Below are 20,399 nucleotides of genomic sequence, written 5' to 3' on the forward strand. Positions count from 1 at the left end.
TAAAATTGTAAATATTTCTCAAATAAAGGGGGCAACAGTCACCACTGCTTTTTGTTTGGCTTATTTAGAATAACGAAGCGCATCGTTGAGGTTTTCAAAAGCAAAAACTTGGGGGTAATTCTACCACTAAACGTTGCTCTGTTATTCGCTTTAATAAAGCTTCTCCGTCGTTCATAAGACGCTGCAAACTAGATACGGCTGTGATGTTGAGTTCAATCAGGTACGCCAAACGGCGTACCTTTTGTGGCATCAAAGTGTGCCCAGTCGTTATCTAGTGGAAGCTCTGCGCCTACTGAAAAGTCGTGCGCTGCTAGTTTATCAAACGTGTAGGTATTGATAATGGCACCCTTACGCATTTATCGTAGTTGAAGCGTCACGTTTATCTAAGTAACCGCTGTACTTTGTTACCACTAACGCAGACACAGAAATAGCAGCGCCTATCCATGCGGTATCAGACAGTTCCATGCCCTCTACAATGGCACCGCCAACAATTGAACCTACCGCAATACCAATGTTGAACGCTGCAATGTTTAGCCCTGAAGCAACATCTACCGCATTTGGTGTGAATTTTTCCGCCAACTGCACAACATAGACTTGAAGGCCAGGTACGTTTCCAAATGCAAACGCACCCCACACTAGAATAGTAATCACTGCAGCAATTTTGTGACCCATGGTGAAGGTTAGGGCGAATAAGATAATGGTCAAAGCGCTGAAGATAATAGTGAGCGCGCGAATAGGGCCTTTTTTATCAGCTAATTTACCGCCATATATGTTCCCAATAGCAACTGAGACACCGTAAACCAGCATGATCAAGCTAATCGCAGAAGGCGCGAATCCTGATTCTTGTTGCAAAATAGGCGCAAGGTAAGTGAACGCGGTAAAGGTACCGCCATACCCTAGAATGGTCATTAGGTATACCAAGACTAAACGGGGCTGAACCAATACTTTCATTTGCTCGCCTAACGACGCAGGTTTACTCTGTTTTAAGTTGTTTGGCACAAGTAACGCACTGCCAATAAGCGCAATAGTGCCAAGCGCAGATACCACTAAGAATGTGGCTCTCCATCCAAAGCTTTGTCCAATCCACGTGCCAAGCGGTACACCTGTTACCAAGGCAACGGTAAGGCCGGTAAACATAATAGCAATGGCACTGGCTTCTTTCTCTTTAGCAACCAAGCTGGTGGCGATAGTAGATCCAATTGAAAAGAACACACCGTGGGCAAGGCCAGTTAAGATACGCGCCACTATTAGGCTTTCGTAACTAGGTGCCTGCCAAGCAAGGATATTACCGGCAACAAACAAAGCCATAAGACTTAGCAGTACATGTTTTCTGTTCCATTTACCGGTTAATGCAGTTAATACAGGGGCGCCAACAGCCACGCCAACAGCGTAAAGGCTAACGAGTAATCCCGCGCTGGGTAGGGTTACGCCAAGATCCGACGCTATCGTGGGCACTAACCCCACAATCACAAATTCGGTAGTACCAATAGCAAACGCACTTAACGTTAACGCAAATAATGCAATAGGCATTGTTAATCCTCACAAAAGTGGCTCAAAAGAGCCGTTATTTAAGTGCACACAGTGTGACGATTAATTTGTTTGTGAAAAACAGCACTAATAACAAAACACTTTTGCGGTTCTTGAAAATATAAATAGTGGGGCAGAATACTTTTTTGCCTGAAAAGTACTCTGCTCTCATTTTTATTGTATTGACCAAATTTCGCACTTTGTTACAAGTTTTCAATTAACATACAAGCCATTACGGCGTAGTCTGAAAGTTGAAAAATATAAAACTAAAGGAATGTTCATGCTCAGTATTATCGGCCTTACCAAAACGTATCCAAATGGGGTTAAAGCCCTGAACGGTATAGACTTGTCAATTCCCAAAGGAATGTTTGGGTTACTAGGGCCGAATGGTGCTGGGAAATCATCATTAATGAGAACCATTGCCACGTTGCAAACACCTGACGCAGGCTCCATTCAGTTTGACGATATCGATGTTCTGGCCGATCCCAATGCGCTGCGCCAGCGTCTTGGGTATCTGCCACAGGATTTCGGCGTTTATCCGCGCATTAGTGCTGAAAAATTGCTAGACCATCTTGCGGTATTAAAAGGAATAAACAGTAAGTCAGACCGCAAAGAGGCGGTAGAAAGCCTATTAGTTCACACAAACTTATGGCAACACAGAGATAAAGCTGTGAGTGGTTATTCTGGTGGTATGCGTCAGCGCTTTGGTATTGCTCAGGCGTTACTTGGCGACCCCGACCTTATTATCGTTGATGAGCCTACGGCGGGACTTGATCCTGAAGAGCGTAACCGGTTCCATAATTTGCTGGTAAGCCTAGGTGAAGAGAAGGTCATCATATTATCTACTCACATTGTTGATGATGTGTCTGAACTTTGCCCGAAAATGGCGGTGTTGGGGCAGGGGCAAATCTTAATGGAAGGCAACCCAATAAGCCTGACACACGAACTGGCAGGGCGCATCTGGCGCAAACAGGTTAGCCAAGAAGAGTACCGCGAACTCGAACAGCACCTTAATATTATCTCGGCTCGTCTAATTGCCGGAAAGCATGTTATTCATGTTATGGCAGACACACCGCCAGAGGGCTTCGAACAGGCGCCGGCTAACCTAGAAGACGTATATTTCTCTACGCTGCATAACAGCCGCGCTGCGACTGCTGCGTAAGGGAGAATAACGATGTTTTTGAACAGCCTCACTTTTGAATGGCGATATTATCTTCGCCAACCCTCATTTTACGTCACCATGCTGGCGTTTTTCCTATTGCCCTTTATGGCGACAACCACCGACAATGTGCGTATTGGTGGCGGTGGTAACGTACTCTATAACGGCTCGTTTGCTATCACTCAAACCACGCTAATCATGAGTATTTTTGCGTTATTCCTGCTGGTTAACTTTGTTTCCGGTACGGCTACACGCAATCACTCCAGCAACATGGGCGAACTAGTCTATACGCGACCCATTACACCGCTGCCGTATCATTTAGGCCGTTTTTTTGGCGCCTATCTGGTCAGCCTTTGCGTATTTGCTATGGTCCCCATCGCTATTTTATTAGGCTCGTTGATGCCTTGGATAGATCAGGAACGGATAGGGCCCACGAACTTAAGCTTCTATTTGACCACCTTTTTCTACTTCTCAGTGCCCAGCATGCTTGCATTGGGAATGATATTTTACGCTATTGCCCAGCGCCTTCGCTCAATGATGGCGGCGTATCTGGTAGCCATGGGGATCTTTATTTTTTACCTTATAAGCGGAGTGGTAACGTCTGAGCCGGAATTCCGCACTATCGGTGCACTGTTAGACCCATTTGGCCTGCGCACCTATGGAGAGGTAACCCGTTATTGGACCGTATTTGATAAGAACACCGCCGTTGTGTCGTTAGAAGGTGTGTTGTTACAAAACCGTTTGATTTGGCTTGGCATAGGCGCGGTTATTTTGGCAACCGTCGGCAGCATTTATCAAATGCGCTGGCAGCAGAAAGCCCGTAAAGAGAAGCCCACAAAAGCATCAAAAATTCCACCACCACAAAGCCTGAACCTAACCATAAAATCGCAGCATGGCGAACAGCTTAGTAAGTTACTAACCCGTATCGGCTTCGAAATGCGCCAAGTAATGTTTAGCCCTGCGCTGCTTGTGCTAATGATATTCACGCTGTTCAACCTTACTGCGTTGTACTTCGTGCCTATTGGGGGCATTTACGGCACTTCAAATTGGCCGTTGACTTACAAGATGGTCGAATTCATTCGCGAAAGTTACGGGCTGATGATGCTTATCGTCATCACCTACTATAGTGGTGAAATTGTCTGGCGCGAGCGTGGATCGGGGATGGGCGATATTATCGATTCTACACCTGCGTTTAACCTTGTGTTCTGGGTATCTAAGCTGCTTGCGATGTGGGCAGTAACCGCTTTGCTGTTCGCAATTGGTATTGCTTTTGCGGTCATTTATCAGGCTACGCAGGGCTACTTTGATTTTGATTTCGGCACCTATCTAATTGGGATCTATTTTGTGTCCTGGGTACCGTGGGCGCTACTGGCCGTGTTGGCATTCTTTATTCAGGTGTTAAGCCCGAATAAATTTGTGGGTATGCTGCTGTTTGTGGCTTACTTCATTATTAGCTTAGTGTTTGCTGAGCTTGGGCTTGAGCATAATATGTGGAGCTTTAGTGACGCCCCACAAGTGCTGTACTCAGACTTAAACGGCTGGGGCTGGTTCTTAGGGCCATTTGCTTGGTATATGCTTTACTGGAGCGCGCTATCGCTGGCTCTTTTCACTGTAGGTTATGCCATGTGGCAGCGCGGGCCGGAAGTTTCACTAAAACACCGTTTCAAGCTACTGGGTTATCAGTTAGGTACTTCCGGAAAAACGGTGTTGGCGGCAAGCCTCATCGTATTCGTGCTTACAGGTGGCTACATTCATTATAATACCAAGGTAGTGAATACGTATCTTACACAAGATGAAGGTTTCGAGTTACAGGCTGAATACGAACGGCAATTCGCTCAGTACGAGGACGATTTTATTCCGGTGGTAACCCGTGTTAATGCGAATGTTGATATTTATCCCGAAGCCCGCCGTGTCGAAGTATCTGCAGACATTACAGTAAGCAATCCATTTAATGAGCCCATTTCGCGCACCCTAATTTCCGTGCCTCAATTCACTACTGAGTGGGGTATCGTTATTCCCGGCGCGCAAGTTAGCGAACGTTTCGACTCACTCTCTGCAGCATGGATGACGTTTGAAGAGCCTTTGATGCCAGGCGAAACCCGAACCGGAACCGTGTCAGTATTGCGTGAGCATAAGGGCTTTAAAGACGGTAACTTCGATCTTCAAGTGGCTGAAAATGGGACTTTCATCGACAATTACTCGCTGTTTCCTTCTTTCGGGTTCAATCCACAATACCTGATTGCAGATAGGCACGAGCGACGCAAGCGCGATCTGCCAGAACGCCCTCGTTCATATCAATTGGAAGATTCCTCACGCTACGCTGAAAGTGGCTTTGGTAAAGGCGTAACCTTTATCGACTTTGAAACTACCGTGTCTACTAGCAGCGATCAGATTGCTATCGCACCTGGTTACTTGCAAAAAGAGTGGCAGGAGAACGGGCGTCGCTATTTTCATTATAAAATGGATGCCCCTATCGTGAATTTCTTCTCATACCTCTCGGCACGCCATGACGTTAAAAAGGACGCTCACAACGGTGTAAATATCGAGGTGTATTATCACCCAGAACATAACTGGAACGTGGATGTGATGGTACAAAGTGTGAAGGATTCACTGGATTATTTCACCAACGCCTTTGGCCCTTATCAACACCGACAGATGCGCATTATAGAGTTTCCAGGTTATCGCTCGTTTGCACAGAGCTTTGCTAATACCGTGCCGTACTCGGAGGAAATTGGTTTTATCGCGGATTTGCGCGACCCGGAAGATATAGACTACGTGTACTATGTTACGGCACATGAAGTTGCACACCAGTGGTGGGGACATCAGGTAGGGGCGGCGAATGTGCAGGGGCAGTCTATTATCATTGAAAGTTTGTCTCAGTACAGTGCCATAATGGTGCTGCGTGAACGCTTTGGCGAAGACAAGATGCGCCGCTTCCTTAAATACGAACTCGACCGTTACTTACGCGATCGCGGCAGCGAGCTTATTGAGGAAATGCCGTTCATGCGTAGTGAGAACCAGCAGTATATTCACTACCGCAAAGGCTCGGTAGTCATGATGGCTATTCTCGACCGTTTAGGGGAGGAACGTGTTAATACCGCGCTTAAAAACTTCTTAGAGGAGTATAAGTTCAGTGATAACCCGTATCCGACTACGCTAGATCTTCAAGCTGCGCTAAACGCCCAGGCCACAGAAGAAGAGCAGCAGTTTATTGCCGATTTGTTTGAGCGCATCACGCTATATGACTTGAAAATGTTGTCAGCAGACGCAGAACAAACCAGCGACGGTAAGTTCGAAGTGACCATGACCGTTGCGGCTGCGAAATTTGAGGCTGATGGCGCGGGGCGTGAGACTGAAGGCGCAGTGAATGAGTACATCGATATCGCGTTGTTTAGCGGCGATCCCGAGGACGTGTCTGGCGACACCAAAGTGCTTTACAACCAGAAGCACAAGCTCGTTAGCGGAGAAAATACTTTTACCGTTACGGTGGAAGAAAAGCCTGCCTATGTGGGGGTAGACCCCTTCGTGAAAATGATCGACAGGGACAGCGGCGATAACGTAATTCAACTTTAAGTAATAGAAGTGGAATAAAAGGGGTCAGAGTACATTACTATAAAAGTACTCTGACCCCATTTTTTCATTAATCACAATTAATAACTTGCGTATAACCTTTACAAAACTCGTCCTCTAGCGCCACTTCTGAAAATCCATATTCATCATCCTGATACCGTCTTTCCACTGAGCCAGACCAATTGAACGTATTAGATTCGAGATAAACGAAGTAAGCACTGGCTTGTGTTTCTAAAATCTTTTTAGTTGAGTTGGGTGCTATACTTATCCAGCCTTCGATTTGCCAATCGTCCTCTACAAAAGTAAGAACAGATAAAGTTTCGTCGCATAAATTTTTCGCTTTTATCGTATTGAAAAGGTTATTTGCTGCCTTGATTAACTCACCGTTGTCGTATTTCCCATAAATTGTTTTTCAATGGGCTTCATCATATAGCTGCCACACGCCGTGCATCTCATTCGCCAAATACTTTCCTGCTTTTAAAATTCTGCCATTTTCATCGAGCTTTTGATATTTTCCTGACTTGTATTCATTTATATAGGTAGTTTCTTCAGCTAAGTTACCATTCGAATGGTATTCATAATCTCTCCACATACCCTTCTTGAAACTCCTAAGGCCGCTTTTTAAGCCGTTGTAGGTCTCTGTATGAGTTTCTTGTTGGCCATTGCTGTAAAACGTGTTCACCTCGCCTGGGCCAAGTTCTTCTCCGTTCTTGACTGTGTATTTTTTTAAAATTTCGTTGTTAGGCGTGAGATACAGATATTCCCCTTCTTACTCACCATCAACAAAACTGCTTTTAACAGCGATATTACCGTTTGGATGATAGCTAATGAAGGTGCCTGATGTATTTTGACTGATAAATTGGTCGGCAAACAGCTCGGCGTTATACATGATGTAATAGTAGAAGTTTTCTTTCCTTATCAAACTCTATTGTAACTTCAGTCTTAATTTTACGGTTGCTGTAATATTCCTTGTAAGTCAATTGCGGCAACGTTGACGACCCTGAAATGCGTGTGTGCATATCGCCATTTTCATAATACTCATTAAATACGAAGTCACCCAGAAACTTTCCATTTTCAATGGTAAAGCTTCTCGACAATAAACCGGGGGCGACATAACCCACTACTGTGAAGTTCTCAAACCCCGGTTTTTCAGGAACGGTAACTAACCGAGTTTCTAGCTCACCGTTTTTAAAATATCTTCTGTAGTTGGCTATGATATCGCCATTTTTTTCTATATAAAATCCTTCGAACTGGAGTTGACCATTATCATGATATTCCCTTTCTACTTCTTGAGCGTAAGTAAAACAGTCTTAAAGACAGCTTAATAAACGTTCAAACCCATTTATGATTTTAAAATTGAGCGAGTAAGTGATTTGATAGGAAGCCATCTGCTGCCATTTTCATAGCAAAAATTATGATGTTGGCAAAGAAAGCTGAGTGTTGATAAATATCATTAGCAAAACACGCTATAATGGCTGATAAATGTAAATAGGAATGAATATGAAAGTCTGTGGTGTAGATTTAAAAGGTAACGAAGCGAATGTGTGTCTATTGTCGTTAATAGATGGTTTGTTTCATGTTCCCGACTGCCGTACACGCCGGTTAACGTTAGCCGATACCAGTGCTAAAGGGCTCAAAAGCTTTCAAAGTACTTTCGCTAAACTTGTTGCCGACTACAAAATTGATGCTGTGATAATTCGCCAGCGTCAAAGCAAAGGTAAATTTGCTGGAAGCGCTATTGGCTTCAAATTAGAAGCGGTTATTGAATTGATTGAAGGGTTAGATGTTGTTGTATTTAGCTCAACTGATATTAAAGAGTCTATACGCAGAAACCCAATTGCAGTGCCTTTTGCCGAAACGGGTTTGAAGCAGTTTCAAGAACCTGCCTTCACTACCGCTTATGCATGGTTAATGCATAACGAATACGCTTCGCAAGCAGAATAGAATAAAAGGAGCCGGGTACATTACTTTTTCAAAAATATTCGACTCCTTTATTTACACTGGCAATATGGTCTGAATTTGCTGATAATCAAATTTTTAAACTATTCAAAGATATAATGGAAACTCGACTCCCTCTGTACAAAAAATTGTTGGTGATGTGTCGTATTGAACCTGGCTGCCTTGGCCCGCAAGGAGCAGACTATGTCGAGGAATTTTGTGTTTTTGCAAAACAAAAACTGAAAGACAACCGCGGTCATTGTTTGCGTTGGGTTGTGAAACCCCGTTACGATAAATCACTTCCTGAGCTAGAATTTCAAATGAAAAACATTACTGTGTCGCGTGAGAATGCAGACAAGTATATGAATAGTTTTGATATCGATATTGATGTTTTCGAAGAAGAGTTGGAAGAGACCCTTGCCGATTTAGTTGATGTGTTTTTTGAGCGATGAAAGTGCTGAAATAATGGGGGCAGGGGACATTCCTTAACGTAGGTTATCTAAAGTGTACTATCTGTTTAACGTACTCAGACTCCATTATTTCCTTTTCCTGAACTAGCGGCGCTTTCTACGACCTTTTGAACGGCCTTTACCCTTTGGTTTATCGTCAGCTTCAAAATTTCCGTATAAGTCTTCTTCTACCTTAGCAGCAGGAGGCTTAGGTTTTGGCTTTGGCGTAAACCCAGTAATAAATGTCTTTTTAAATTGCCTGCCAAGAAGACGTTCGATTGATTTCAATTGTTTGGCTTCATCGTCGCTGAAAAGTGATATCGCTAAGCCCTTTGACGATGCTCTACCCGTGCGTCCTATTCTATGAATATAGTCTTCAGCTACATAGGGGAGGTCAATATTAATCACGCATGGCAATTGCTGAATATCAATGCCTCTAGCGGCTAGGTCTGTTCCAATAAGTACTTTAATAGTGCCGCTTCTAAAACCATTTAACGCCAATGTGCGTGCTTGTTGCGTTCTGTTTGCATGAATAGACTCGGCAACAATACCTTTCGCTTCGAGTTCATTCCTCAAGCCATCTGCGCCTCGTTTAGTGCGCGTAAATACCAATATTTGAGACCAGTCATTGTTTTCAATAAGGTGAATGAGAAGCTCGTTTTTTCGCTCTTTGTCTACCGGATGTAATACTTGCGTGATTTTCTCGATATGATCATTGGCCTTTGCTAACTCAATAGTCATAGGGTTGCTCAGCATCGTGTTTGCTAATGTTTTAATTTCTTTTGAAAATGTGGCGGAAAATAGCAGGGTTTGACGTTTTTCAGGCAGAAGCTTTTGTATGTGATGAATATGGTCAACAAACCCTAAATCCAACATGCGGTCAGCTTCATCTAGCACCAATATTTCAAGAAGATCGAAGTTGATTGCACCTTGCTCGTATAAGTCTACCAAACGCCCTGGCGTTGCGATGAGAATATCAACACCTTGCGCTAACGCATATTTTTGAGGTTCAATCCGCACGCCACCAAACACGGCCGTTGAGCGGACTTTTAAATTCTGGCTATATTGTTCTACGTTTTGGGCAACCTGTGCGGCAAGCTCTCGAGTTGGAGCTATGATCAGGGCTCTTATATAATTGGGTTCTGGGCGTGGCATATCTGCCAATAGCTGCAAAATAGGCAGTGAAAAACTCGCTGTTTTCCCCGTTCCTGTCTGTGCTATCGCGATAAGATCTTGCTTACTCAATATTGCTGGAATAGCTTCCTGTTGAATTGGTGAAGGCGTGATATAGCCTTTTTCAGCAACGGTGTTTACAAGTTCGGTACATAAGCCTAAAGCGCAAAATGACATAGAGGGAAGCCCGCGAGGTATTAACATTGGCGCCATAATACTTGAATAATAGGGGCAGAGTACACAGTCTACGATAAAGCACACTGACCCAATTTATCAGGAAACAATCACCAGAAAAAACAGCAGGCGTTGATAGGTGGACAACGCCGATGATATTAGCAGTAAAGCCTTAGATAGGGGGGGGAACTACCTTTTCACGAAGCTAGAACCCTAACTTCAATGCTATCCTTTGCATCCACTATTAACAGTCATATTAAACTCCTTAGTTATTATATTATTTTAAACTATTTTGGTAATTGCAGCCAATAAAAATAATTATATAATTCATTGGGTTAGTTGAATTTTAAGTGTATTGAATCTAAATCAACCCTCAAATTTGAGAAACTGCCGATTTCCACCATTTCTTGATGTACCGTCTTCTGTTCCTGAGATACGGGCCCTACCTGAGTGTCGGTCCTCGTTTTATAATCTACTAACAAAGGACGACTTAACTGACTAGATACATAAACGTCATAAATATCTGTGAAAAATGAGGGGGTTATTTTGAAACTCTCTTTTTTATCAACCCATAAATCGTAGTTGATTATTATTTCAGCAACCTCTCCTGGGGCAAGTTCAATGTCGTACTTCCTCTTATAAGGCTCTGAGCCTTTCAATATTCGGCCAGTCTCTACAACGTTCGATTTACCATTTTTTCGGATTAACTCACACCGAGTTATTCTTCCCCAATTTTCGTGGTTAGGACTTTTTAATACGGTATCATCTGTGTAGACCTCTAAAATGCCAAACTCGTCTTTCAGTGGAGTAGAGTGATGCATGTTGAGTATCTCGAATTTAGAATAGATTGAAAGGTTCAAGAAACCACTGTCTTCTTCTAATACAGAGATTTCCTTTTTTGCGGAAATCAATTTGCAAGAATTCTCGTTAAACTTTTCCTTTAGAAACTCCATAAGAGAGCCATTGTGGGGAACATCTCTAAATAAAAAGTTAATTTTGTTTTCGATACATTCTTCTTTGGGCGAAATAGTAAATAGAAGTGAGACTATTGCACCAACAAAAAAGAAAAACCAAAAATCTTGCGCTGCTGAAGCATAAAATGAAATGGTATATGAGTCACTAACGGGAACTTCTTTTGCTACCCACGTTATATCTTGGAGGTAAATACCCTTATAAGCTCCAATAACCAATAGTCCAAACCCGTAGATAACCAGTACGATAAAAACTGATATAGCGCGATGCGTTACCAGCCAATCCCAAACAGCCCTCATAAGTTCCCTCTATAATTATTTTAAGATTTATGACCTACTTTAAATACTATATCTAAAATTAATTGTAATTATAAGTTCATTAAGAATGGTGAAACTCAGCGCCTCTTCTCCCTAAAAGTAGTTTAGCCCTACTTATGGCCTTTTTGACCCGCTAAGAATAAGTTTTTGCCCTATCATCCATGTGCAAACAGGCATAGTATCGTAATGAACAATCATCAGTGCATATCTCTATGTTAATACTTAAACCTAATTGCGAATGCTGTAATGCATCTTTACCTGCTAACTCAGCAAATGCCTATATTTGCACTTACGAATGTACGTTCTGTGAAGATTGTTTAAAAGGAATTTTGCAAGGAGTTTGCCCTAACTGCGGCGGTGACTTGCAACGAAGGCCTATACGCCCCGTAAAAGCGTATCGTCCGGGTTTGGGTTTGCAGCATCATAGTGCAAGTAACGAGAAGGTCGTCGGACAACTCAGTGAGCAAGAAATCACTACATTTGTAGACAAAATGAAACATATTCCGGCGCATCAACGCTAATCAATTAATATCAGCGAAAAAGGGTAGGGTATGTTAGGAAAGGATTTATTGATCGCTATATTTATTGTGGTGGTATGGGGCGTAAATTTTGTTGCTATTGCTTGGGGGTTAGAAGGTATGCCTCCTTTATTAATGGGCGGCTTGCGTTTTTTATTAGTCGCATCGGTGGGGGCGTTATTTTTCAAACGACCGAACACCCCGTTTATATGGTGGGTGGCCTATGCTGTGCCCATTAGTTTCCTGCAATTTGCATTTTTATTTTCAGCTATGGCCTATGGGATGCCCGCTGGGTTAGCGTCGCTTGCGCTGCAAGCACAGGCGATGTTTACCATGATTTTTGCTATGTTTTTTCTAAAAGAATCAATAAAAAATTATCAGGTGTGGGCCTTTTTTATTGCCGCGTTTGGCTTAACTTTTATCGCACTAAGTAAGGATGAACATAGCATCACAGCCCTTGGGTTCGGTTTAACCATGGCGGGTGCGGCAAGCTGGGCATTGGGTAATATTAGCGCAAGAAGCATTAGCAATCGGGGCTTTAATTCGAACGTAAATTTAGTGGTATGGAGTGCATGGGTACCGCCTATTCCATTTTTCATCGGCAGTTATTTTATTGAAGGGCCAGAGCTAATTATTACTAGTTTAAGTGGGTTTAGTTGGGTGTCGTTTGGTGCTTTACTGTATCTGGCGATTGGGGCCACTATTACGGGGTATGGGCTTTGGAGTTATCTATTAACCCGTTATCCGGCTGGCCAAATTGCCCCTTTGTCATTAGGCGTTCCTATTGTAGGGCTAAGCTCTGCTGCGCTCATGCTTGGTGAAAGTATTACGCCTATGCAGTGGTTGGGTATTATTTTGGTATTGTTTGGCCTGCTACTTAATACCTTTGGTGGGCGCTTTCGCCGTAAAGCAGCGGCGGTGAGTTTATAATGACCGATTCTGCTGCCACTTTTGAAACTAATGCTAATACAAAGGCCGACACCGAAATAATACCCATCTATATAGTATTGCTACCAGAGCTGTTGATGTTAGATGTGGTGGGGCCAGCAGAGGTTTTTGCTTATGCAAATCGCTACGGAAAAAACCATTTTAAACTGTATTTTGTTGGGCCGCAGACTTTGCTTAAAAACTCACTTGGTATGAACTTGTCGGTAGACCCTCTACCAACTACCGTTGAACCAAACGCTTGGTTATTGGTAACGGGCATGGTGGGTAATGAAATTAACCTTGATACGTCTTCGCTGCATAAGGTGTGTGGGTGGTTAGCACAACATCAATTTGTCAAAGTGATCAGTGTTTGTGCGGGTGCGTTGGTGTTGGCGAAAGCCGGGTTGCTGAATAATAAAAAATGCACCACACACTTTATGCATTGCAATGAGTTATCTGCTTTACTCACCGCTAAACAAGTACTTGAAAATCGATTGTTTGTGCAAGATGGCAATGTGTATACGAGTGCTGGCGTATCAGCTGGAATTGATTTGGCGCTTCACTTGGTACAGCAGCACGTTGGCCCCCAAGTATCTGCAAATATAGCCAGACAAATGGTTTTGTTTATTCGCAGAGGTATGCAAGATCCTAGTTTGTCACCGTATCTGGAGCACAGAAACCATTTACAGCAAAGAATTCATAGAATTCAAGATAAGATTCAGCAAGACCCCGCTAAAAATTGGAGTGTAGAAGAACTGGCTGATTTAGGGCATTGCAGTAAACGCCACTTTGCACGCCTATTTAAAGACAGCACCGGCATTACTAGTAAAGAGTATATTTACAAATTGCGATTGAGTTTAGCCCAGCAACTCTTGCAGCACTCGCCGTTACAGGTAGAAGAAATCGCCCAGCGGTGTGGGTTTGAAGACCCAAGGCAGTTTAGGCGTCTTTGGGCCAGATACCACAACAGCCCGCCCTCATCCTATCGGTAGGTTGACGGCGGGCAGCGAAACGAAGGGAAATTAGCCGATGTTAGCGCAAGTGAGCCGTACCCAATAAACACGCGTAAACATCGTTATTAATCATCATTTGCGTGCCACATTTAGGTGTGACAAGTATTACGCGAACCTTTTACAAGGTTAACAACGACCATGCGAAAACCTAACACGCGACAAAAGCTGACTCTTCTTTTTACCATTCTATCAACCTCCTTCGGTGCGTCGGCTCAGCCTGATTTTCCAACTCAGGTTGAGCTGAAAGGCAGTAAGGGCACTATGCTTGTGGGAGAAGCCATAACGTCATTCGAAAACCCTTGGGCAATGGCATTTTTACCTGATGGGCATAGTTTAGTAACAGAAAAGGCTGGCGCACTATGGTTACTTGATAAAAACCAACAGAAACGCTTTGCAGTAACCGGCACTCCCAGCGTTAAAGCGCGAGGGCAAGGTGGTTTAGGTGATGTAATTGTTCACCCTGATTTTAAAACGAATAGCACCATCTATATTTCCTACATAGAGCGCGATCCTAAAGACGATGCCTACAGTGGGGCTGTGATTGAGCGGGCAACGCTAAATATTTCTGATAGCGGCGCAAACTTGTCTGACAGAGAACTTATTTGGCATCAATCACCGAAAGTAACCGGAAACGGGCACTATTCACATCGTATGGCGTTTTCGCCGGACGGCTACTTGTTTATTACGTCAGGAGACAGGCAGAAATTTACGCCAGCGCAAAACATGGCGATGAACTTGGGAAAAATTTTGCGCTTAAATGCAGATGGAAGCGTGCCACAGGATAATCCATTTTATGGCAACGGTAGCGTGACAGAGCAAATATGGACGCTAGGGCACCGTAACCCATTGGGTATTGATTTCGACGAACAGGGGAATTTATGGTCCCATGAAATGGGCCCCCGTCATGGTGATGAGCTTAATATTATTGAAAAAGCGCGCAACTACGGCTACCCCGTTGTTTCGCAGGGCGACCATTATTCCGGTGTAAAAATACCGAATCACGAAGATTACCCGATTTATAAAGCTCCAGAAAATGCGTGGGTACCTGCTATAAGCCCAGCGGGTTTTATTATCTATAAGGGTGACATGTACAAAGACTGGAAAGGGAATGGCTTCATAGGCGGGTTGTCTTCAGAAGCGTTGGTGCGGGTTACTTTCAGTCGAGACGGTCAAAAGTGGAATGTGGAAGAGGCGGAACGTTACGAATGGGGTAAACGGGTTCGTGAGGTGGAACAAGATAACAAGGGCAACATATATGTACTTGAAGACAAAGAAGGCGGCCGTTTAATAAAACTTCAGCCCGATACCTAGCAAGTAAAACTAATTAGGGTAAATTGAAAGAGCACAAAAAAGCCCGGGTAAATCGGGCTTTGATTACCTACCAGTCCGTTAAAATGCGTAACGGGCATTCAGGCCTATAAAATCTACACCATCCCATGCTTCGTAGGTGGCACCTACCGCGATGTTGTCAGTAAAGTAATAGTATGCAGATACGCCCAAAGCCGTTTCTGACTCTTCGGCAATATCTAGGTAACCGATGTGAGCACCCAGCTCCAGTGCGTTTGTCACCATAGAGCGTACGCCGATAGTGGCACCAAAACCATTGTCATCTTCAGATTCCGAATTACCTTGAGCTGAAGCGCCCACCTCCAAGTTTTCATAGGTCACTTGGGCAAATACATCGGTGCTTTCTGTTACATTAAAGCGATACCCACCACCCAATGACAGTTGGGATAGCTCTACTTCAACGTCTAGGCCAAAAACATTTACATCTTCGCTCACATCACGATAGCGTCCAGTGAGGTAGAAACCTTCACCAAGCGTTTTAGAGAATGAGGCGTTGAAGCCTGACGGAGAAAAGTCATCGTCGTCGATTTCAGTTTGCACATAACCGAGTTCAGCAAGATCCCATTTCGGGCCTTTAGCAGTATGGTCATCAGCTAAAGCTGGCGAAGAAACCGCAATAAGTGCGACCAAAGATGCTGTTAATTTACTTCTTAATTCCATTTAAATGTCCTTATAAAATCACATTGCTTTGCGAATGCGGCGTAAATTTAGCACCTACTAAATTTTGCGTCTAGCATTTAATCCTATTTCAATTTCGTGCGGTTAAAATAAGCATTGAGCAACGGCGGGTAACGCGATAACTTTAAGTACTCTGCTCCCCTTAATTATCATCATCCGAAAAATTAATACGCGCTAACCGTTCTTGCTCTTCGTCTGCAGCTGCTTGTATTTCTTCAAGAATTGCGTCGACATCAGCATTTTCACTGTTATCTTCAAACTCACCCGTAAGGACAGAATTAGGCGTTAGGTTAGCCTCTTCAAACAGCGCCCACATTTCTTTTGCGTAGTTAGTATTCAATAGCTCAGGGGCAAACTCGCCGTAGTAACGGCGAATGTTATTAACGTCGCGAGCAAACATGGCTTCAGCACTGTTGTTGGCTGAGGCATTCACCGCTTGTGGCAAATCGATAATCACAGGGCCTTTGTCATCAACAAGAACGTTAAACTCAGACAAGTCGCCGTGAATAATGCCCGTGCAAAGCATTAGCATAATATTGTGCATCATGAGTTTATGCTGGGCTATTGCTTCTTCTTTGCTGAAGCTAACATGCCCTAATTGGGGGGCTACATCGCCGTGTTCATCCGACACCAACTCCATCAGCAGCACGCCGTCTATACAGCAGTATGTATCTGGTACACGCACGCCAGCTTCGTTTAAGCGAGATAGGGCGTCAACCTCTGCGGTTTGCCAAATCTCTTCTTCTATTTGGCGTCCGTAGCTAGAACGTTTGCCCATAGCACGTGCTTGTCGACCGCCTCGCACTTTTCGACCTTCTTGATATTGCGCCGCTTTTTTAAAGCTACGTTTAACCGCATCTTTATAAACCTTTGCGCAACGAACATGTTCACCACAGCGAACAACAAAAACATCGGCTTCTTTCCCGCTCATTAAGCGGCTTAGTACTTCATCAATTAAACCATCATCGACGAGGGGTTGTAGGCGTTTAGGTATCTTCACTCATTGCCTGCTAAATGGTGTTGGGTTTTAGTCATTGTTGATAAAGGTGCTCTGTGTTTATTTAATTTGCTTAACTAGTATACCAGTGTTGAAAATTAAGAGCAGTGAACTAGCGGCACTTTTTTCTAGCCGATCTGTTAAAGGCTAATAACCGTATGTGATTTAAGAATGGATTTCTAAATAACGGACATTGACATGAATGACAAGCAACCTGTCACACCCAGTTTGTTACTTGCTTTAACCCCTGTGGTGCTAACCCTTATTATCTTGGGTACCCAGATATTCTATTTTGGCGTATTCGAACCACACATTCCGCTAACTATCGGGCTAGCGCTAACCAGTTTGGTTGGCATGTATTTGGGACTCACTTGGGTAGATATCCGAGAAGGTATTTTTCACGTGGTTCATGTTGCTTTACCATCGGTGTCGGTCCTCATTACCGTTGGCATGATTATAGGTGTTTGGATAGCCAGCGGAACCGTTCCCACCATTATTTACTATGGGCTAAAAGCCCTATCTCCCGAAATCTTCTTGGCTGCTGGCATGATAATATGCGCAGTGGTTTCTGTTTCCTTAGGGACCAGTTGGGGAAGTGTCGGTACAGTTGGATTAGCATTAATGGGTATTGGCGAGGGCTTCGATATTCCTATGTACTGGACGGCCGGAGCGGTAGTATCTGGTGCTTTCTTTGGTGATAAAGTCTCGCCCTTATCTGACACTACAAATTTGGCCCCAGCGGTGACGGGAACCGATGTGTTTTCTCATATCAAAAATATGATGGCGACCACAATGCCGGCCATGTTAATAGCATTGGTAATTTACATAGCCGTTGGCTTTTTTGTTATCGACACGCAAAGCGTTTCATTTGAAAAAATTTCGGGTATTACTAACGCGCTACAAGATAACTTCTATATCTCTCCCTGGGCACTGCTACCTGCTGTCGTTGTAATGGCGCTGGCACTTAAGAAATGCCCGCCATTGCCCTCTCTATTCGCTGGTGTTGTAGTGGGTAGTGCAATGGCAATGATTACCCAAGGGCAGAACTTACAGTCGATATTTGATTTTGCCAATAACGGGTACTCGATTGAAACAGGTATTTCTGAGATTGATGGTTTATTAAACCGTGGTGGTATTCAGTCAATGATGTGGACTATTTCGCTTGTACTCATTGCACTAGGTTTTGGTGGCGCGCTTGAAACCACAGGGTGTTTGCGAAGTATTATTAATGCGATAAAGAGCAAAGCAACCACATTTGCAGGCACACAAACTGCTGCAGTTGGAACCGCATTTGCGACTAATTTAGTAGCTGGTGACCCCTACTTGTCAGTGGCGTTACCTGGGCGTATGTACTCACCGGTATACCGAGGAATGGGCTATTCCACCTTGAACCTTGCCAGGGGCATTGAAGAGGGGGGCACGTTGATGTCGCCACTTATTCCATGGAATGCGGGTGGAGCATTCGTGATCACTGCTCTGGGTTTAGGCGTATCTGGCGATAACCTTGAAAACCTACTGTACATTCCGCTGGCCTTTGCCTGTTGGACTGCGCCATTAATTGGTATTTTCTATGCGTATACAGGGTTGTATTCACCTAAAGCAAGCGATGAAGAGCGTGAACGTTGGAAGAGCTCCGGCGAGGCAATTGCTGAATTTAACGAAAATGGCTCTCCGAAGACGGATTAAATAAGACCGCAAATAATGGGGGCGCAATCATGGGGTAAGAGTACGTTTTACGTGAAATGTACTCTTACCCCTTTTTTATTTTTTATAACTCATCTGCACCTATATATATTACCAATATAAATATTACTGATGTTAACGTCATGTTAGCTTAGCTCACACGTAGATCTTGATTAACATAGCGAGACAACCAAAATGAATAAATCCAAACAGCTTTTTACGCTTATCAAATCAGAAGGCGAACTAGAGGTATCTATCAAAGAGGTAGATGTGCCAGAGCCCAAGCCACACGAAGTGATTGTTAGTATGGAAGCTTCACCTATCAATCCTTCCGATATGTGGCCCATGTTCGGCCCAGCCAGCCTTGATAAAGCAACCTTTGATGCCAGCAAAAATGCCTTAGTTGCACCGGTACATCAACCATTGTTAATGCGTATTAAGTCGCGTCTTGATCAAACGTTACCTATTGGTAATGAGGGAGCGGGAACCGTTGTTGGAGCTGGTAGCAGCCCTGAAGCTCAAGCACTAATGGGTAAAACCGTTTCTATCCTTACTGGCGCAGCTTACACCGAATATGCATGTGTTCCAGCTCAAGCGTGTTTGCCGCATATGGAAAGCACAACGGCGCAGCAAGCGGCGTCTTCGTTTGTAAATCCGTTGACTGCACTTGGTATGGTAGAAACCATGCGTATGGAAGGCCATAAAGCCTTAGTACATACCGCAGCGGCATCTAACTTGGGCCAAATGCTAAACAAAATCTGCCTAGAAGAAGGTGTAGATTTGGTTAACATTGTACGTAGTCAGCAACAGGTAGAAATTCTTAAAGATTTGGGCGCTAAAATTGTGCTCGATTCTACTAGCGAAAACTTTAAAGCCCAGCTTTACCAAGCGATAGATAAAACAGGCGCAACTTTAGCCTTCGATGCCATTGGCGGCGGCGAGTTAGTAAGCGACATTCTTACCATGATGGAAGCGTCTGGCAGTAAAGATGCCAAAGGCTTCAACACCTATGGTTCTGACAGCAACAAGCAAGTGTATATATACGGCGGCCTAGATTTCTCTCCAACCATTTTGAACCGTGCTTATGGTATGACGTGGGGAATAGGTGGTTGGTTACTAATGCGCTTCCTTGGTAAATTAAATAAACAGCGCGTGGGTGAGCTTTACAAGAAGGTGGCCACTGAAATAAATACCACATTTGCGTCTTCTTACACCAAAGAATTAAGCCTTGAAGAAGCGCTTCAGCCAGAAAATGTAGCGCTATACAATGCGAAGAAGACTGGTGAAAAGTATCTGATTGTGCCAAATAAATAATGGAGCAGGGGGCATTCGTAAGTACGCGCACGCGTAGCAAGCCCCCATTTTTACCTAATATAGTGTTACCGCTTGTGGAATAAATTGATGAATCGTAGAAACTTTCTTTTGGGTATTATTGCTGGAGGTGCAGCTATAGGTGCAACCGGCATAGTATGGCTTGACGGTAAATCAAGTAGTAAAGCACTGAGTATCGATGCCTCAATTCAAACGTTAGATAAAGTAATCAAACAAGATGTATTGACGCTAGGTGATTGGGATCTTTATAAAATTCTTATTCATTGTGCGCAAAGTGTCGAATTCTCAATGTTGGGTTATCCTGAGCATAAATCCGACTTATTCAAAAATACTGTGGGCAAGATGGCCTTTTCTGTTTTTTCTGCAAGACAAGAAATGACGCACGGTTTAAGCGAAGCAATCCCTGGCGCTCCTTCAATTGAAGAACGCGGAGATATTAATTCTGCATACACTCGGTTTAGAGCGGCAATGGTTAAATTTCGCCACTACACAGGGCCATTGGCAGAGCACTTTGCTTATGGAAATCTAAACAAGCAGGAATATGAGAAAGCGCATGCCATGCACTTTTACAATCACCTCTTGGAAATAGAAACGACTTAAAACGCTCAGATTTATTACAAACTAT

Annotated in this window: 19 protein-coding genes; 11 read left to right on the forward strand and 8 right to left on the reverse strand. The window is 43.7% G+C overall.

All coding sequences use genetic code 11. From position 1 onward, the window contains the following. Window positions 1-212: 212 nt before the first annotated feature. Both JKP82_RS13765 and JKP82_RS13770 read right to left on the reverse strand, forming a co-directional pair. A complete protein-coding gene (locus JKP82_RS13765) occupies window positions 213-356 on the reverse strand; it encodes a hypothetical protein (protein WP_220099961.1) in 144 nt (47 codons plus the stop codon). Beyond that, window positions 349-1,530: an MFS transporter gene (locus tag JKP82_RS13770; RefSeq protein ID WP_218397460.1), complete on the reverse strand. Its 1,182-nt coding sequence runs from the start codon at window positions 1,528-1,530 to the stop codon at window positions 349-351. Before JKP82_RS13770 ends, JKP82_RS13765 begins: the two co-directional genes overlap by 8 nt. A gap of 277 nt (window positions 1,531-1,807) precedes the next feature. Here JKP82_RS13770 and JKP82_RS13775 point away from each other — a divergent pair, with 277 nt between their 5' ends. Beyond that, window positions 1,808-2,689: an ABC transporter ATP-binding protein gene (locus JKP82_RS13775; protein WP_159532574.1), complete on the forward strand. Its 882-nt coding sequence runs from the start codon at window positions 1,808-1,810 to the stop codon at window positions 2,687-2,689. Window positions 2,690-2,701: 12 nt separating this feature from the next. Further along, window positions 2,702-6,259 (forward strand): ABC transporter permease/M1 family aminopeptidase, encoded by a 3,558-nt coding sequence (locus tag JKP82_RS13780; protein WP_159532572.1) that lies wholly within the window; start codon window positions 2,702-2,704, stop codon window positions 6,257-6,259. A gap of 409 nt (window positions 6,260-6,668) precedes the next feature. Here the strand turns inward: JKP82_RS13780 and JKP82_RS13790 are convergent, their stop codons facing one another. Both JKP82_RS13790 and JKP82_RS13795 read right to left on the reverse strand, forming a co-directional pair. After that, window positions 6,669-6,938 (reverse strand): toxin-antitoxin system YwqK family antitoxin, encoded by a 270-nt coding sequence (locus JKP82_RS13790; RefSeq protein ID WP_159532570.1) that lies wholly within the window; start codon window positions 6,936-6,938, stop codon window positions 6,669-6,671. 87 nt (window positions 6,939-7,025) lie between these two features. After that, window positions 7,026-7,178, reverse strand: coding sequence for a hypothetical protein (locus tag JKP82_RS13795; RefSeq protein WP_218397461.1), 153 nt, complete (start codon window positions 7,176-7,178; stop codon window positions 7,026-7,028). Window positions 7,179-7,756: 578 nt separating this feature from the next. On the opposite strand from JKP82_RS13795, the gene JKP82_RS13805 reads away from it, so the two are divergent. Then, window positions 7,757-8,200, forward strand: coding sequence for a DUF3010 family protein (locus JKP82_RS13805; RefSeq protein WP_159532568.1), 444 nt, complete (start codon window positions 7,757-7,759; stop codon window positions 8,198-8,200). Between the two features lie 113 nt (window positions 8,201-8,313). Then, entirely contained in the window at window positions 8,314-8,646 is a 333-nt protein-coding gene (locus tag JKP82_RS13810) for a hypothetical protein (RefSeq protein WP_013783016.1), read from the forward strand. Window positions 8,647-8,748: 102 nt separating this feature from the next. Here JKP82_RS13810 and JKP82_RS13815 read toward each other — a convergent pair whose 3' ends face one another. Further along, a complete protein-coding gene (locus JKP82_RS13815) occupies window positions 8,749-9,993 on the reverse strand; it encodes a DEAD/DEAH box helicase (RefSeq protein ID WP_218397463.1) in 1,245 nt (414 codons plus the stop codon). 332 nt (window positions 9,994-10,325) lie between these two features. Continuing rightward, window positions 10,326-11,261, reverse strand: a complete 936-nt coding sequence (locus JKP82_RS13820) for a hypothetical protein (RefSeq protein ID WP_159532564.1) — start codon at window positions 11,259-11,261, stop codon at window positions 10,326-10,328. 230 nt (window positions 11,262-11,491) lie between these two features. On the opposite strand from JKP82_RS13820, the gene JKP82_RS13825 reads away from it, so the two are divergent. From JKP82_RS13825 to JKP82_RS13840, 4 genes are all read left to right on the forward strand, one after another. Continuing rightward, entirely contained in the window at window positions 11,492-11,800 is a 309-nt protein-coding gene (locus tag JKP82_RS13825) for a DUF1272 domain-containing protein (RefSeq protein WP_159532562.1), read from the forward strand. A 30-nt stretch (window positions 11,801-11,830) separates the two neighbouring features. After that, window positions 11,831-12,727 (forward strand): EamA family transporter, encoded by an 897-nt coding sequence (locus JKP82_RS13830; RefSeq protein WP_159532560.1) that lies wholly within the window; start codon window positions 11,831-11,833, stop codon window positions 12,725-12,727. Then, window positions 12,727-13,716, forward strand: a complete 990-nt coding sequence (locus JKP82_RS13835) for a GlxA family transcriptional regulator (RefSeq protein ID WP_218397465.1) — start codon at window positions 12,727-12,729, stop codon at window positions 13,714-13,716. The genes JKP82_RS13830 and JKP82_RS13835 overlap by 1 nt, the downstream gene beginning before the upstream one ends. A 159-nt stretch (window positions 13,717-13,875) precedes the next feature. After that, complete coding sequence (locus tag JKP82_RS13840; RefSeq protein ID WP_218397468.1) at window positions 13,876-15,048, forward strand: PQQ-dependent sugar dehydrogenase; 1,173 nt, start codon at window positions 13,876-13,878, stop codon at window positions 15,046-15,048. A 78-nt stretch (window positions 15,049-15,126) separates the two neighbouring features. Here JKP82_RS13840 and JKP82_RS13845 read toward each other — a convergent pair whose 3' ends face one another. Both JKP82_RS13845 and JKP82_RS13850 read right to left on the reverse strand, forming a co-directional pair. Further along, entirely contained in the window at window positions 15,127-15,744 is a 618-nt protein-coding gene (locus JKP82_RS13845) for an outer membrane beta-barrel protein (protein WP_218397470.1), read from the reverse strand. Window positions 15,745-15,904: 160 nt separating this feature from the next. Next, on the reverse strand, window positions 15,905-16,762 hold the full coding sequence (locus tag JKP82_RS13850; RefSeq protein ID WP_159532552.1) for a PA4780 family RIO1-like protein kinase: 858 nt from the start codon (window positions 16,760-16,762) through the stop codon (window positions 15,905-15,907). Window positions 16,763-16,957: 195 nt separating this feature from the next. Between JKP82_RS13850 and nhaC the strand changes: the two genes are divergently transcribed. The 3 genes from nhaC (at window position 16,958) to JKP82_RS13865 (ending at window position 20,374) form a co-directional block, all read left to right on the forward strand. Beyond that, window positions 16,958-18,445, forward strand: coding sequence for a Na+/H+ antiporter NhaC (nhaC, locus tag JKP82_RS13855; RefSeq protein WP_218397472.1), 1,488 nt, complete (start codon window positions 16,958-16,960; stop codon window positions 18,443-18,445). A 192-nt stretch (window positions 18,446-18,637) separates the two neighbouring features. Beyond that, the gene (locus JKP82_RS13860) at window positions 18,638-19,756 is read left to right on the forward strand and encodes a zinc-binding dehydrogenase (protein ID WP_159532548.1); all 1,119 of its coding nucleotides are present in this window, start codon (window positions 18,638-18,640) and stop codon (window positions 19,754-19,756) included. 87 nt (window positions 19,757-19,843) lie between these two features. Continuing rightward, window positions 19,844-20,374: a DUF1569 domain-containing protein gene (locus JKP82_RS13865; RefSeq protein ID WP_220099955.1), complete on the forward strand. Its 531-nt coding sequence runs from the start codon at window positions 19,844-19,846 to the stop codon at window positions 20,372-20,374. Window positions 20,375-20,399 lie beyond the last annotated feature (25 nt).

This window comes from Alteromonas lipotrueae, assembly GCF_019249215.1.
In the GTDB taxonomy this organism is placed as follows: domain Bacteria; phylum Pseudomonadota; class Gammaproteobacteria; order Enterobacterales; family Alteromonadaceae; genus Alteromonas; species Alteromonas lipotrueae.